This is a genomic window from Bradyrhizobium lupini (assembly GCF_040939785.1).
Classification (GTDB): Bacteria; Pseudomonadota; Alphaproteobacteria; order Rhizobiales; family Xanthobacteraceae; genus Bradyrhizobium; species Bradyrhizobium canariense_D.
On record NZ_CP162553.1, the window covers coordinates 503,125 to 517,629 of the forward strand.

At 63.8% G+C, this 14,505-nt stretch carries 12 protein-coding genes and 1 pseudogene; 9 read left to right on the forward strand and 4 right to left on the reverse strand.

Going from position 1 to position 14,505, the window contains the following annotated elements; all coding sequences use genetic code 11:
- Positions 1–124: 124 nt before the first annotated feature.
- From AB3L03_RS02725 to alr, 3 genes are all read left to right on the forward strand, one after another.
- The gene (locus AB3L03_RS02725) at positions 125–1,375 is read left to right on the forward strand and encodes a cyclopropane-fatty-acyl-phospholipid synthase family protein (RefSeq protein WP_204510984.1); all 1,251 of its coding nucleotides are present in this window, start codon (positions 125–127) and stop codon (positions 1,373–1,375) included.
- Between the two features lie 756 nt (positions 1,376–2,131).
- Complete coding sequence (locus AB3L03_RS02730) at positions 2,132–3,640, forward strand: replicative DNA helicase (RefSeq protein WP_018459126.1); 1,509 nt, start codon at positions 2,132–2,134, stop codon at positions 3,638–3,640.
- 51 nt (positions 3,641–3,691) lie between these two features.
- Positions 3,692–4,972: an alanine racemase gene (gene alr, locus AB3L03_RS02735; RefSeq protein WP_368509121.1), complete on the forward strand. Its 1,281-nt coding sequence runs from the start codon at positions 3,692–3,694 to the stop codon at positions 4,970–4,972.
- 17 nt (positions 4,973–4,989) lie between these two features.
- Here alr and AB3L03_RS02740 read toward each other — a convergent pair.
- A pseudogene (locus tag AB3L03_RS02740) lies at positions 4,990–5,202 on the reverse strand (hypothetical protein); the annotation flags it as partial.
- A gap of 40 nt (positions 5,203–5,242) precedes the next feature.
- On the opposite strand from AB3L03_RS02740, the gene AB3L03_RS02745 reads away from it, so the two are divergent.
- Positions 5,243–6,013 carry an exodeoxyribonuclease III gene (locus AB3L03_RS02745; RefSeq protein ID WP_204510983.1) on the forward strand — a complete coding sequence of 257 codons (771 nt, stop codon included), beginning with the start codon at positions 5,243–5,245 and terminating at the stop codon, positions 6,011–6,013.
- Between the two features lies 1 nt (position 6,014).
- Here the strand turns inward: AB3L03_RS02745 and AB3L03_RS02750 are convergent, their stop codons facing one another.
- The 3 genes from AB3L03_RS02750 to AB3L03_RS02760 form a co-directional block, all read right to left on the reverse strand.
- Complete coding sequence (locus tag AB3L03_RS02750; RefSeq protein ID WP_018459130.1) at positions 6,015–6,830, reverse strand: hypothetical protein; 816 nt, start codon at positions 6,828–6,830, stop codon at positions 6,015–6,017.
- Between the two features lie 99 nt (positions 6,831–6,929).
- A complete protein-coding gene (locus AB3L03_RS02755; protein ID WP_018459131.1) occupies positions 6,930–7,298 on the reverse strand; it encodes a GFA family protein in 369 nt (122 codons plus the stop codon).
- Positions 7,299–7,927: 629 nt separating this feature from the next.
- Positions 7,928–8,794: a L,D-transpeptidase gene (locus tag AB3L03_RS02760; RefSeq protein ID WP_026233741.1), complete on the reverse strand. Its 867-nt coding sequence runs from the start codon at positions 8,792–8,794 to the stop codon at positions 7,928–7,930.
- Between the two features lie 194 nt (positions 8,795–8,988).
- Here AB3L03_RS02760 and AB3L03_RS02765 point away from each other — a divergent pair, with 194 nt between their 5' ends.
- From AB3L03_RS02765 to AB3L03_RS02785, 5 genes are all read left to right on the forward strand, one after another.
- Complete coding sequence (locus AB3L03_RS02765) at positions 8,989–9,714, forward strand: sulfite exporter TauE/SafE family protein (protein ID WP_018459133.1); 726 nt, start codon at positions 8,989–8,991, stop codon at positions 9,712–9,714.
- 102 nt (positions 9,715–9,816) lie between these two features.
- Positions 9,817–11,262 carry a DNA repair protein RadA gene (gene radA / locus AB3L03_RS02770; RefSeq protein ID WP_018459134.1) on the forward strand — a complete coding sequence of 482 codons (1,446 nt, stop codon included), beginning with the start codon at positions 9,817–9,819 and terminating at the stop codon, positions 11,260–11,262.
- Between the two features lie 165 nt (positions 11,263–11,427).
- The gene (locus tag AB3L03_RS02775; protein ID WP_007592055.1) at positions 11,428–12,057 is read left to right on the forward strand and encodes a CvpA family protein; all 630 of its coding nucleotides are present in this window, start codon (positions 11,428–11,430) and stop codon (positions 12,055–12,057) included.
- Positions 12,058–12,085: 28 nt separating this feature from the next.
- Entirely contained in the window at positions 12,086–13,591 is a 1,506-nt protein-coding gene (purF, locus tag AB3L03_RS02780) for an amidophosphoribosyltransferase (RefSeq protein ID WP_018459135.1), read from the forward strand.
- A 144-nt stretch (positions 13,592–13,735) separates the two neighbouring features.
- On the forward strand, positions 13,736–14,476 hold the full coding sequence (locus AB3L03_RS02785) for an SDR family NAD(P)-dependent oxidoreductase (protein WP_018459136.1): 741 nt from the start codon (positions 13,736–13,738) through the stop codon (positions 14,474–14,476).
- The last annotated feature ends 29 nt before the right edge of the window (positions 14,477–14,505 follow it).

Below are 14,505 nucleotides of genomic sequence, written 5' to 3' on the forward strand. Positions count from 1 at the left end.
GGGCCCGGGACACCTCCCTAGATCTAGATGCAAGCGCATAGGAACCGCTGAGATGCCCGGGCGTAGGGTGTGAAAGGCCGGGTTAGTCGCATCTCTTCGGGTTCGCTCGAGAGGATGGGTGCCGATGGACCGATTGTTGCGTCAATTCCTGTCTCAATTCATCCGCCGCGGGTCGATGACGGTGACCACGGCGAAGGGCTCGAAGTTCACCGTCGGCGACGGCTCGGGCGAACCGGTCGCAGTCCGCTTCGTCACCGCGGACGCAGAGCGGAAGATCCTCGTCAATCCCGAGCTCGGGCTTGGCGAGGCCTATATGGACGGCGAGTTCATTGTCGAGCATGGCACCATAGCTGATGCTCTCGCGATCCTGCTCGGTCAACCCGAGCTGTTGCCGCACTGGGCAAAACCCTGGTGGCACCTGCGCTATCTGGTGCGGCACCTGAAGCAGTTCAATCCGCGCCCGCGATCCCGCCGCAACGTCGCACATCATTACGATCTCGATGCGAGGCTCTATTCGCTCTTCCTCGACGCCGACAAGCAATATAGCTGCGCCTATTTCGAGACGCCGGAGAGCACGCTCGACGATGCACAGCTTGCCAAGAAACGGCACGTCGCCGCAAAGCTGCTCGTCAAGAGCGGCCAGCGCGTCCTCGACATCGGTTCGGGCTGGGGCGGACTTGGGCTCTATCTCGCCGAGATCGCAGGTGCTGACGTCACCGGCATAACGTTGTCGACCGAGCAGTTGCAGATCGCCAATGCGCGCGCAGCCGAAAAGGGCCTGACCGGATCGGCCAAATTCCTGCTTCAGGACTATCGCGACATCGCCGGTCCGTTCGACCGCATCGTCTCAGTCGGCATGCTGGAGCATGTCGGCGCCCGCTTCTACGACACCTACTTCCGGCGCTGCGCCGAGCTGCTGGATAAGGACGGCGTCATGTTGCTGCACTCGATCGGCCGTTCGCAGGGCCCGGACTCCACCAATCCCTGGATCGCCAAATACATCTTTCCCGGCGGCTACATCCCCGCCCTCTCGGAGGTGCTGCCGGCGATCGAGCGGGCGGGCTTGCTGGTCTGCGACATCGAGATTTTGCGCCTTCATTACGCCGAAACCCTGAAGGCATGGCGCGAGCGCTTCATGGCGCGACGCGAAGAAGCCGTGCAGCTGTATGACGAGCGCTTCGCGCTGATGTGGGAATTTTATCTAGCAGCCAGCGAGATGACGTTCCGCAAGCAGCATATGATGAACTTCCAGATTCAACTCACCCGCCGTCAGGGCGTCGTGCCGATGACGCGCAACTACATCGCGCGTGAAGAAGCCCGACTGCGGGCCGTCGAAGCCGGCGCCACGCCGAGGCTGAAGCTGGCTGGTGAATGAGTCCTAGTGGCGCAGGGTCGAAACCGGAGCGGACGGGGAAGAGGCCGTTAAGGCCAATTGCATCCGCAGCGCTTTCAGGATTTCAGGGGCGACCGGTTCCCGACGCACTTCCGGCCGCTCAGCGTGCTCCATGGCCGCGATCAGCCCCGACAGCCAAAGTCGGCTGCCTGCTTCGCTTCGCCAATTCCAGGGCTGCCGTTCTGGCCGCATCGCTTGCCTCGTTCCCTGGTGGCAGATCAGGAGACAACCCCCCGCCCGCTAACCTGTTCCGGCTGTACCCCCGAAAGAATCCGGGGAGATGTGATCTGCTTCACATAAGTCTCGTCGGCCCTGGCTTAGACCGTCGCCATGAGCAACAAGACCAAAACCTCATTCGACGTGCAGGACGACCTCCGCACCGATTACGCCCTGATCGCTACCGGCGTCGGGGCGGCCCTGGTTGCACTGGTCTACCTCCTGCTGGTCTAAACCGAGCCAAAAGCGCCTCGCCGTGCGTCATTTGCGCGCGTCTCGATATGTCTGCCCGGCAACCCGTCAGGTTCACTTCATCGGGCGTTTTCCGGGGTGCGTAACGACCGCATCTAGGCCGCGACCTGGTTCCACGAAAATCCGTCAAGCGCGGCGCGTGCTGCGGCGGTCAATCATCCACCATTTTAATGATCGGTTGATAGCGGCGAGCTTTTGCTTCCGCTTTGGGCTGAGGCGGCGCTTTATCCCGGCCCCGCATCCGCCCCAGAAAATTGCTATCGCTCGACCATGGCCCTGACTGATTCGAACGTTCTCAAACTCGCGCCCGAAGCCGGAACCCCGGCCTATCGGAGCGCGCCGCATAACATCGAGGCGGAACAGAGCCTTCTGGGCGCGATCCTGGTCAACAACGACGCGTTTTACCGCGTCTCCGATTTTCTGGAGCCGAAGCATTATTTCGAGCCGCTGCACCAGACCATCTTCGAGACCGCCAGCAGCCTGATCCGGATGGGCAAGATCGCGACGCCCGTCACCCTGAAGACCTTCCTGCCCGCCGACACCGACATCGGCGGCATGACCATTGGGCAATATCTGGCGCGCCTCGCCGCCGAAGCGACCACCATCATCAATGCGCAGGATTATGGGCGCACCATCTACGATCTGGCATTGCGACGCGACCTGATCGGCATCGGCGAGGACATGGTCAATGTCGCCTATGACGCCCCGGTCGACTTCGCGCCGCGGGCGCAGATCGAGGACGCCGAGCGCCGCCTCTACGAACTCGCCGAATCCGGCCGCTATGACGGAGGCTTCCAGAAATTTTCGCAGGCGCTGACGCTTGCGGTCGATCTGGCCGCGAAAGCGTTCCAGCGCGATGGAAAGCTGTCGGGCATCTCGACGGGCCTGCGCGACCTCGACACCAAGATGGGCGGGTTGCAGCACTCCGACCTCATCATCGTCGCCGGCCGCCCCGGCATGGGCAAGACGTCGCTTGCAACCAACATCGCCTACAACGTCGCCCGGGCCTACGTTCCAGAACTCCAGGCCGACGGCACCATGAAGGCCGCCCATGGCGGCGTCATCGGCTTCTTCTCCTGCGAAATGTCTGCCGACCAGCTCGCCACGCGTATCGTGGCCGAGCGCACCGGCATTCCCTCCTCGTCGATCCGCCGCGGCGGCATCTCGGAGGCCGATTTCGAGAAGATCCGCGAGGTCTCGATCGAGCTGCAGTCGCTGCCCTTCTATGTCGACGAGACCGGCGGTCTCTCGATTGCGCAGCTCATGGCGCGCGCCCGCCGGCTGAAGCGGCAGAAGGGCCTCGACCTCATCGTCATCGACTACATCCAGCTCTTGTCGGGTTCGGGCAAGCGCAGCGAAAACCGCGTGCAGGAAATCACCGAGATCACGACCAGTCTGAAGGCGCTCGCCAAGGAACTCAGCGTGCCCGTGATTGCGCTTTCGCAGCTCTCGCGCCAGGTCGAATCACGCGACGACAAGCGGCCACAGCTATCGGATTTGCGCGAATCCGGCTCGATCGAGCAGGACGCCGACGTCGTGCTGTTCGTCTATCGCGAGGAATATTACCTCGGAAACAAGGAGCCGCGCCCGGGCACACCCGAGCACGAAAAATGGCGCCTGGACATGGATCTTGCGCACGGCAAGGCCGAAGTCATCATCGGCAAGCAGCGCCACGGCCCCACCGGCACCGTCGATCTGGCCTTCGAAGCGTCGGTCACTCGGTTCGGCGACCTTGCGCCGGACAGCCAGGTGCCGGACCGCGGCGGCGGCGACTACTGAGTTCCCTGGGTTGAACCTGACCGGCCTCTTGCGTAAAACGGCGCCATGACAATGGCGTCCGACCCGAAAATGATCCCGCAATCCGGCCTTCTCTCCGCGGAGGCCAATCAGGCTGCCGCGCTCGCGACCTTCGGCGGCGTGCTCACCGTCGATCTCGATGCCATCATCGCCAATTGGCGTAAGCTCGAGAAGACGGCGGTGCCGGCCGAATGCTCGGCGGTGATCAAGGCAGACGCCTATGGCTGCGGCGCCGAGCAGGTCGCGCGTGCCCTGAATAAGGCCGGCTGCAACACCTTCTTCGTCGCTACCATCGAGGAAGCGCGTAAGGTGCGCGCGGAGGTGCCCGAGCCTGCGATCTACGTGCTCGGGGGCTATTTCCAGAACACCGGCGAACACTACGCCCAGATCAACTGCCGCCCCGTGATCGGCGATCTCAACGAGCTCGCCGAATGGGACGTGTTCTGCCGCCGCACCGGCTGGACCGGTGGCGCCGCCATCCACATCGACACCGGCATGAACCGGCTCGGCCTGACGCTTGCGGAAGCGCAGGCTATCATCCCCCGCATCAACGCCGGCGATCACGGCATTACGCTGGTGATGAGCCATCTGGTTTCGGCCGAGCAGCTCAACAACCCGGTGAATGCCAAGCAACTCGCGGCCTTTCGCGGCATCGCCAGCGAATTCTCCGGCGTGCCGGCGGCGCTCGCCAATTCGTCCGGCGTCTTCCTCGGCGCGCCCTTCCAGTTCGACATGGTGCGGCCGGGCGCCGCGCTTTACGGCGTCAACCCGACGCCCGAGGCCGACAATCCGATGCAGCCGGTGGTCGATCTCAAGGCCCGCATCGTGCAGATCCGCAATGTCGAGCGCGGCGAGAGCGTCGGCTATGGCGGCACCTGGACGGCACGGCGGCCGACGAAACTCGCGATCATCGCGGTCGGTTATGCCGACGGCTATTTCCGCGCCGCAAGCTCCAATGACGGCACCCGCGGCGCCGAGGTCATCGTCGCCGGCAAGCGCTGTCCGGTCGCCGGCCGCGTCTCGATGGACCTGATCGCGATCGACATCACCGATCTGCCGCCGAACGCGGCGCGGCGCGGCCACATGGTCACGCTGCTCGGCGAGGGCATCACCGTCGACGAGCTCGCGCATCATTTCGGAACGATCGGCTACGAGGTGCTGACCAGCCTCGGCCGCCGCTACGCCCGCATCTACAAGGGCGGGAACGTGGTGGAGCCGCTGGCCAGGCCGGCTTCCGCGCAGGCGGTCGAGCAGCAGACGCCCGCTCCGCCATCGGTCGAACAGCCCACAAGCCCGCCGCCGCTGCCGGGCTGAGCGGCTTGCCGCCTACTTCTTTTCCTGCTGTCCAGCGCCGTCTTGCAGGTTGCGCTGAGCTTGTCGCGCTTGGCGTTGAGGCAGGCGACGATGCCGCCGCCCGGCGCAATGCCGGCGCAGAATTTGTCATAGTCCGCCTTGCACGCGCCGCGCGGATCGGATGATTGTGCCGAGGCAACCCCGGAGAACGCAACGGCGACGGCGATGACGGCAAAGCTCAACTTGGACATTGTTTCTCCGGTAGCGGAAGGCAGGAGCCGGTAGCTCTACATGAAGATCGCGACATTCAACATCAACAACATCAATCGCCGCCTGCCCAATCTGTTGGCATGGATGCGAACGGCGAAGCCAGATGTCGTCGCACTTCAGGAGTTGAAGGCAAGTGATGGCGAATTTCCGGCGACCGCGATCGAAAAGGCCGGTTACGGCGCAGTGTGGTGTGGACAGAAGACCTGGAACGGCGTCGCCATCCTGGCCCGCAATGCCGAGCCCATTCTCACCCGCGATCGCTTGCCGGGAAAACCTGCCGATCACGAAGCCCGCTACATCGAGGCCGCGGTACGCGGTGTCATCGTCACCAGCATCTACCTGCCGAACGGCAATCCGCAGCCGGGACCGAAATTCGACTACAAGCTCGACTGGTTCGCGCGGCTCAAGCGCCATGCCAGAACCTTGCTCAAGCAGGAGCTGCCCGTGGTGCTCGCCGGCGACTACAACGTTGCACCTGATGAGCTCGACATCTATCCGACGCGCTCGTGGGACAAGGATGCCTTGATCCAACCGAAGAGCCGTGCGGCCTTTGCCTCGCTGCTGGCACAAGGCTGGTGTGACGCGATCCGCGAACTGCACCCCGAGCAGCGCATCTACACCTTCTGGGATTACAAGCGAAACCGCTGGCCGCGAGATGCGGGCCTGCGGCTCGACCATCTCCTGCTCAGCCCTGCCCTCGTCTCACGCCTGGCAAAAGCCGGCGTGGACAAGAAGGTTCGCGGCGAAGAAGGCGCGAGCGACCACGCACCGGCGTGGGTCGTGCTGCGCTAGGTCAACGCCCGTAATACTCCTGCACCGTGTCCCACGCTGCTTTCTGCAGCAGCTCCACCGTCGGGCCGTCCAGTCCCATCGTGTAGGAATTGCCGACCGGCGAGCGGCCGGTCAGCGCGGCGAACGTCACGCAGGTCGCCAGATATGTGCCTGCGGGGCTCGGGTGCCGCTTGTCCGGCGCATACAGATTGAGCTCGGGCTGCAGCTTGCGCACGCGCGCGAAGGCAAAACCTGCGGGGATCACCAGCGCATCATTGGCATTGCCTGCGATTGTGTAGGCCTCGGCCAACGCTTCCGTCATCTCAGGCTTGTCGGCGTAAGCCCAGGACATGAACAAGACCGGCCGCATGCCGTTGGCGCGGACGATCTCGCTGTCCTTCTTTACGAAGGTCGTGAACGCGTCCTTCAATTGCGGATGGATGGGGCACTGGCTGCAATCCATCATCACGACGGCGTCGTACTGCCTGCCCGGCTTGTTGAAGACGACGTTGTTCTGCTCGTCGAACGAATAGGCGCCGAGGCCACCCGGCCGCAGCAGGTTGTCCATGTCATGCCAATCGAGGCCGGAACCGCCGATCGTCGCCATGGTGTTGCGATAGGCCGTCTTGTTTTCAGGGTCCGCAGCCCGCTCCATGAAGGAGAGATGCCCGGGCATGCCGTTGTTGTAATAGAAGAAGCTGTTGCCGACGAACAGCGCGGCCTTGGGGAAATCCGGTCCTGATGTCGTGACCTTGGGCCTGGTCTGCGCCTGCGCATTGAAGCCGGCTACAACGGCCAGACACATCGCGAGCATCACTCGCGCGAAAAGACGCATCATCGGCTTCCTCCCCTTTTTCTGTCGGGCCGGAAACAGATCAGCTTTTCAAGAGTGCCTCAAGAGCACGGACGAGCAGCAGACATGCGCGAGAGCGCATGCTCACCATAAATTCTTGCCATCGATCATGGTCACCGGCACGGTCTCGAGATCGAACTCGTCGAACAGGCGCGCGTTGACGGCGACCCTCGGATTGTCGAAATCGGGCTTGCCGGTCGACCAGTCCGGCGACTCCGAATAGGTACCGCAGCCGCAGCTTGCGCAGAAATGGTGTTTGACCGTTCGGCTGCCCCAGAGATAGGTCGCGAGGTTCTCCGCGGGCGACAGCAGCCGAAACTGCGCCGGCGTGTAATAGGCCCACAACGCGCCGCGCTTGGCGCAGAGCGAACAGGTGCAACGGGTGACGCTCGCGGGCGCCTCCGTCACCTCGAACACCGTCTCACCGCAATGACAGCTTCCCTCGACCCGCATGACCCACTCTTTGTTTTGTCAGGAGATGGTCGTAGCCGGACCCTGCTGCCAACATGCTGTCAGCAGCGCGCAGCCGGACTTGCCCCATGTGCTGCGAGCACCGACTTGCCGCGCCAACTCAACAAAAACATGAAAAACAACCCCATGCACAGTAGCCGATGGCTGGCAAATCAATGGGTTACGCATGCTCCGAAACACTGATTTGACGCGTCGGGCAAACACTGGCGGGATGTTTTCAGAAGCGGTCGTCGACACGGTGGAGCGTGGACTTCATCGCAGCAGCGCGTCATGCGATGCGAAGGGCCTACGGGAGACAGCTCGGGCTTCGATATGAAGGGGCAGCCCGTCGACGCCCCTCTTCGGGGACGTCGACGGCATGAAATTGCGATGGCAAATTGCAATCCTTGGTGCTGCTCTAACCGGCGCAGCTCTGAGCTACGCTTATACTCATACCGCAATCGGGGTGACTGAGCCGTGCCGGAGAAGTTCTTCGGGCGAGGTGGTGGTCTGTCCTCCGCCCTACAAGCCATAAATTGTTTGTGCCTGTCACAAGCTTCCGACCGGATGACCTCGTAGGCGACTTGAATTGCCTCCTTGTCCTCCGTTGCAGGATGAGGACGGAGGACGAATTACTGCGCCTCGGCGATCTTCGCTCCAGATGACGGCATCTGCGCGTGAGTTGCCGAGGGCCGGTTCGGCGGTGATGCCGGGTCCGGTAATCGGAAAGCGGCGTCGGCTGGCGCTCCCTGGGGTGCTCGGCGGGCAACGGTCGTCGGAAGCACGATCACTTTCGCGCCGACTTTCACGCGATCATAGAGGTCAACGACGTCCTCATTGGTCAGTCGGATACAGCCGGACGAGACCCGCTTCCCGATCGTATCGGGCTTGTTGGTGCCGTGAATTCGATATTCGGTCTCGCCCAGATACATCGCCCGAGCGCCGAGCGGGTTGCCAGGACCTCCGGCCATGAACCGCGGCAGATAAGGCTGACGCGAGACCATCTCCGCAGGCGGATGCCAATCCGGCCATTCTGCCTTACGAGCCACAGTCTGCTCACCGGACCATGTGAAACCTTCGCGGCCAACACCGATGCCATAGCGCAGTGCCTGCGCGTCGTTCAGAACGAGATAGAGGAATGTGTTCTTGGTATCGATGATCACGGTGCCCGGCGTCTGGCGGCTGGCGTAGTCAACCACCTGCCGCACGAATGCTCCGGGAACGTCAGCCGCTTTGGGCGGTTCGACCAGAGGCGCCGGGGCCGTAAGCGGAGCCGAAGCCGGCGTCGGAGCTGATGCATGAACAGGCGTTGAGACGTAAACCGGAGTTGATGACGCTTGGGCTTCGTGCGCGGACGGCTTTCGTGCCGGTTGCACGTTCGCCGGTCGGGACAGCAAGCCGTACCCCAACGCTGCGACGGCGACGGCGCCAACTGCAACTCTCGCGGCCATCGGGATTGCGAACGTCTGCGCCTTTCCGCGTTTGGCTCGCTTACCCATACTCTTCTTCCCCCAGGTCACTATGCCCAAGAGAGGTACCCAGTAAGATTTAAGAAACTTCGAAGCGATTTCGCTCAGACTGGAACCGTCGGCGATGGTTAACGCCGGGCTCTCGGCAAGATAAGGTTCTCTCGCCTCGCGGATCGCCCGCGCCGCTGGCCGCGGCTAAACTCTCCCGATTCGTGGAGACTGGTTTGGCTTTCTTGTTCGTCCTGATCGTCGGCCTCGTCGCAGGCACCATTTCCGGCATCGTCGGCACGGGCTCGTCGATCATGCTGATGCCGGTGCTGGTCTATGCCTATGGGCCAAAGGAGGCGGTGCCGATCATGGCATTGGCCGCCGTCATGGCCAACTTGTCACGAATCCTGGCCTGGTGGCGCGAGGTCGACTGGCGGGCCTGCACGGCTTATTCGGTGACAGGCATTCCAGCCGCCGTGCTCGGCGCGCGGACGCTGCTGGCCCTGCCCTCGCACGCCGTCGATCTCGCCATCGGCGTCTTCCTGATCGCGATGGTGCCGGTTCGGCACTGGCTGGCGCGGCACGATCTCAAGGCCAATCTCTGGCATCTGGCGATCGGTGGGGCCGTCATCGGCTATCTCACCGGCATCGTCGTCTCCACCGGCCCGCTCAGCGTGCCGCTATTCCTGTTCTACGGCTTGTCCCGCGGCGCTTTCCTCGCCACCGAAGCGGCATCTTCGCTCGGGCTCTATGTTGCGAAATCCGTGACCTTCGAACGTTTCGGCGCGCTGACCGGCGATGTGTTCGTCAAAGGCCTGGTCGCAGGATCGTCGCTGATGGCCGGCGCCTTCATCGCCAAACGCTTCGTGCTGCGCTTGAAGCCGGAGATGTTCCGCTTGGTGATGGACGCAATCATGATCGCGGCCGGCCTCTCCATGCTCTGGAACGCGGCGCAGCCGTAGCCGGGCTTCGGGGAGCGCCCGGACTCACTCTCTCGACCCGTCATTCCGTGCTATCAGCAAACCTGAAACCCCCGACTCGCTGTCCCCGGACTCGCTGTCCCCATGGCCAAGAACACACTTTCCTTCGTCTGCCAGAACTGCGGCGCGGCCTATAACCGCTGGCAGGGCAAGTGCGAGTCCTGTGGCGAGTGGAATACGCTCGCGGAGGAGGACACGACCGGCAGCGTGCCGGTGTCGATCCGCTCCAAGCGCAAGGGGCGGACCTTCGCGCTCGAGAGCCTGTCCGGAAAAACCCAGGACGCCCCGCGCCTGTCCTCCGGCATGACGGAGCTCGATCGCGTGACCGGCGGCGGCTTTGTCCGCGGCTCGGTGCTGCTGGTCGGCGGCGATCCCGGCATCGGCAAGTCGACGCTGCTGACGCAGGCCACAAGCCTGCTCGCGCGCGCCGGACACCGCGTCGTCTACATCTCCGGCGAAGAGGCGGTCGCGCAGGTGCGGTTGCGCGCCGAACGGCTCGGGCTGTCGGATGCGCCGGTGCAGCTCGCCGCCGAAACGTCGGTCGAGGACATTGTCTCGACGCTGTCTGAGGGCGCGGTGCCGCGGCTGATCGTGATCGATTCGATCCAGACCATGTGGACCGACACGGTGGAATCGGCACCCGGCACGGTGACGCAGGTGCGCGCCTCGGCGCAGGCCCTGATCCGTTTTGCCAAAAGGACCGGCGCGGCCATCATCCTGGTCGGCCATGTCACCAAGGACGGACAGATCGCCGGCCCTCGCGTGGTCGAGCACATGGTCGATGCGGTGCTGTCGTTCGAGGGCGAAGGCTCGCAGCAATTCCGCATCCTGCGCGCCGTGAAGAATCGTTTCGGGCCGACCGACGAGATCGGCGTGTTCGAGATGACCGGGCTTGGCCTGCGCGAAGTCACCAATCCTTCCGAGCTGTTTTTGTCGGAGCGCGATCTCGGCACGCCCGGCACCGCAGTCTTCGCGGGTATCGAGGGTACAAGACCCGTTCTGGTCGAATTGCAGGCACTGGTGGCGCCGACCTCGCTCGGCACCCCGCGCCGGGCCGTGGTGGGCTGGGATCCGAGCCGGCTATCGATGGTGCTGGCGGTGCTGGAAGCCCATTGCGGGGTGAAGCTGTCCGGCCACGACGTCTATCTGAACGTCGCGGGCGGCCTGCGCATCCACGAGCCCGCGGCTGATCTGGCCGCCGCGGCGGCGCTGGTGTCCTCGCTGGTTAATGCGCAGTTGCCCTCCGATGCGGTCTATTTCGGCGAGATCTCGCTGTCCGGCGTGGTGCGCCCGGTAGCGCAGACCCCGGCCCGGCTGAAAGAAGCGGCAAAACTCGGCTTCCAGCGTGCCGTTCTGCCCGAATCGGCCCGGGGCGAAGCCGGCGGCGATGCCGGCTTGTCGCTGAACGCGATCAACAGCCTGACGACATTGGTCGCCGAGATCGCCGCACGCGGCTCCCGGCGGGGCGACTCGAGCGCACCGGCAGAGAAAAATGCCACACCAGCAAGATTCCGCCGTGGAGAGGGTTAGCCGGTGGTGACGTCCCCCGCCCTCGCCGCTATACAGCCGTCACAAAAGCAGCATGGGATTGCGTGGTTGCGGCCTTGCCGGGAACGTCGTCTGGCCCTCACTTAGGGCGGCGGCCAAGCACCGATTCGCTGAGCACCTTGAAGTACGAGCGGACCAGACCAGCCGATGCCAGTAACCATCCTCGACCTGATCCTGCTCGGTGTGATGCTGATTTCGGGCCTGCTCGCCATGGTTCGCGGCTTCATGCGCGAGATCCTGTCGATCGCGGCCTGGGGCACGGCGGCGATTGTCACGCTTTATTCATTCTCGAAGCTGCTGCCGACCGCAAAGACCTATTTCAACAACGATACCGTCGCGAGCGTGGTCGTGGTTGCCGGCGTGTTCGTGGGCACTTTGGTCGTGGTCTCCGTGATCACGGTCCGGATCTCCGACATGATCCTGGATTCGCGCATCGGCGCACTGGACCGCACCCTCGGCTTTCTGTTCGGGCTGGCGCGCGGACTTTTGATCGTCGTGGTCGCCTTCCTGTTCTTCACCTGGCTCGTGCCGGACAAGCAGCGCCCGGATTGGGTCACGGGGGCCAAATCCCGCGTGGTGCTGCAGGGAACCGGGGATTGGCTGATGGCCCTCTTGCCTGACGACCCCGAGAACACCATCTTGAAGAGATTCAAGAAAAACAAACCAGATGAAGAGCAAACTGATTCCGAGCAGCAGCCTTCGGGCAGTGGCGACGGATACAGCAAACCGGCTCGTGACAGCCTTAAAAAGCTGATCGAGAAACCCGCGGCGCGTTGATTAAGCCCTAACGAGAGGCTCGGACGAGATGCGAAATCCTGACCAGGACGCCCTACTTGATCTCGGCCCGGCCGCGCTGGAACTTCAAGACGATCTGGAGGGGGATACGCTGCGCGAGGAATGCGGCGTCTTCGGCATCTACGGCCACCCCGATGCCGCCGCCATCACGGCGCTCGGCCTGCATGCCCTTCAGCACCGCGGCCAGGAAGCCGCCGGCATCGTCTCCTATGACGGCGGCCGCTTTCATTCCGAACGCCGCCTCGGCCTCGTCGGCGACACCTTCTCCCGCCGCGAGGTGATCGATCGCCTGCCCGGCACAATGGCAGTCGGCCATGTCCGCTATTCCACCACCGGCGCGACGATCCTGCGCAACGTGCAACCGCTGTTCGCCGAACTGAATGCCGGCGGCCTTGCGGTCGCCCACAACGGCAATCTCACCAACGGCCTGACGCTGCGCCGCGAGCTCGTGAGGAACGGCGCGATGATGCAGTCGACCACCGACACCGAGGTGATCCTGCACCTGGTCGCGCGCTCCAGGCGCAGCCGCTTCATCGAACGCTATATCGACGCGCTGCGCGAGATCGAGGGCGCCTATGCGCTGGTGTCGCTGACCAACAAGAAGCTGGTCGGCGCGCGCGATCCGCGCGGCATCCGTCCGCTGGTGCTCGGCGAACTCGATGGTTGTCCGATCCTGACCTCCGAGACCTGCGCACTGGACATCATCGGCGCACGCTTCGTCCGCGACATCGAGCCCGGCGAGGTCATCGTGTTCGACGAGAACGGGCAGGACATCCACAAGCCGTTCCCGCCGATCGCGCCGCGTCCCTGCATCTTCGAGTACATCTACTTCTCCCGTCCGGATTCCATCGTCCACGGCCGCTCGGTCTACGAGGTGCGCAAGGCCTTTGGTGCCCAGCTTGCGCGCGAGAGCCACGTGCCGGTCGACGTCGTGGTGCCGGTGCCGGATTCCGGCGTGCCCGCGGCGGTTGGCTACAGCCAGCATTCCGGCATCCCGTTCGAACTCGGCATCATCCGCAACCACTATGTCGGCCGCACCTTCATCCAGCCGACGCAGGCGATCCGCGAATCCGGTGTGCGCATGAAGCATTCGGCCAACCGCGCCGCGATCGAAGGCAAGCGCATCATCCTGATCGACGATTCGCTGGTACGCGGCACCACCTCGAAGAAGATCGTCCGCATGATGCGCGATGCCGGCGCCAAGGAAGTGCATTTCCGCCTCGCCTCGCCGCCGATCCTCTATCCCGACTATTACGGTATCGATCTGCCGGACCGTGGTGGTCTTCTTGCGGCGACACATTCGCTGGAAGAGATGCGCGAGATCATCGGCGCCGACTCGCTCGCCTTCCTGTCGATCGACGGCATGTACCGCGCCATGGGCGAGCCCGGCCGTGACCCCGCCAATCCGAAATTCTCGGATCATTGCTTCACCGGGGCTTATCCGACCCACCTCACCGACCAGACCCAGACCGAGCAGCAGCCGCGGCAATTGTCGTTGCTGGCGGAGGCGAGCTAGGCTCGTCGTCGTGGCGAAAGCCAGGACCCATTACCACAGGCCTTTCTGGTTCGAAGAAGGTGTGACAATCATCTTCCCTAGCCATAAACGTCACGGCGTATGGGTCCTGGCTTTCGCCAGGACGACGCTGGATAGAACCTTTCAATGACAAATCCCCTCGCCAACCGCATCGCTCTCGTCACCGGCGCCTCGCGCGGCATCGGCTTCGCCACGGCAAAAGCGCTGGCCAGGGCCGGCGCGCATATCGTTGCGGTCGCGCGCACGCAGGGCGGGCTGGAAGAGCTCGACGACGAGATCCGCAAGGACGGCGGCAGCGCCACGCTGGTGCCGCTCAACCTCACCGATTCCGACGGCATCGCGCGGCTCGGCGCCGGCCTGCACGAACGCTACGGCAAGCTCGACATCCTGGTCGGCAATGCCGGCGTGCTCGGCCCCTCCTCGCCGATCGGCCATATCGAGCTGAAGGCCTTCACCGACGTGATGGCGGTCAATGTCTCCGCGAATTTCCAGTTGATCCGCTGCATGGAGCCGCTGCTCAAGCAGTCGGACGCCGGCCGCGCGGTGTTCGTCACTTCCGGCGCGGCCAACAAGGCGACCGCCTATGTCAGCCCCTACGCCGCCTCCAAGGCGGCGCTGGAAACGCTGGCGCGCGCCTGGGCGCAGGAGACCGCGAACACCAAGCTGCGCGTCAATCTGTTCAATCCGGGCCCCGTCCGCACCCGGATGCGCGCGACGCTGATGCCGGGCGAGGATCCGGCGACGCTCGATACAGCCGAGCAGGTCGCCGAATTCATCGTGCCGATGTGCGCGCCGGATTGGACCGAGACCGGCAAGTTCTACGACTACAAGACCCGGACCTTGATGAGCTTCCGCTCCCCGGCCTGATTGACTTGACCGCCTCCCCGCGATTGACT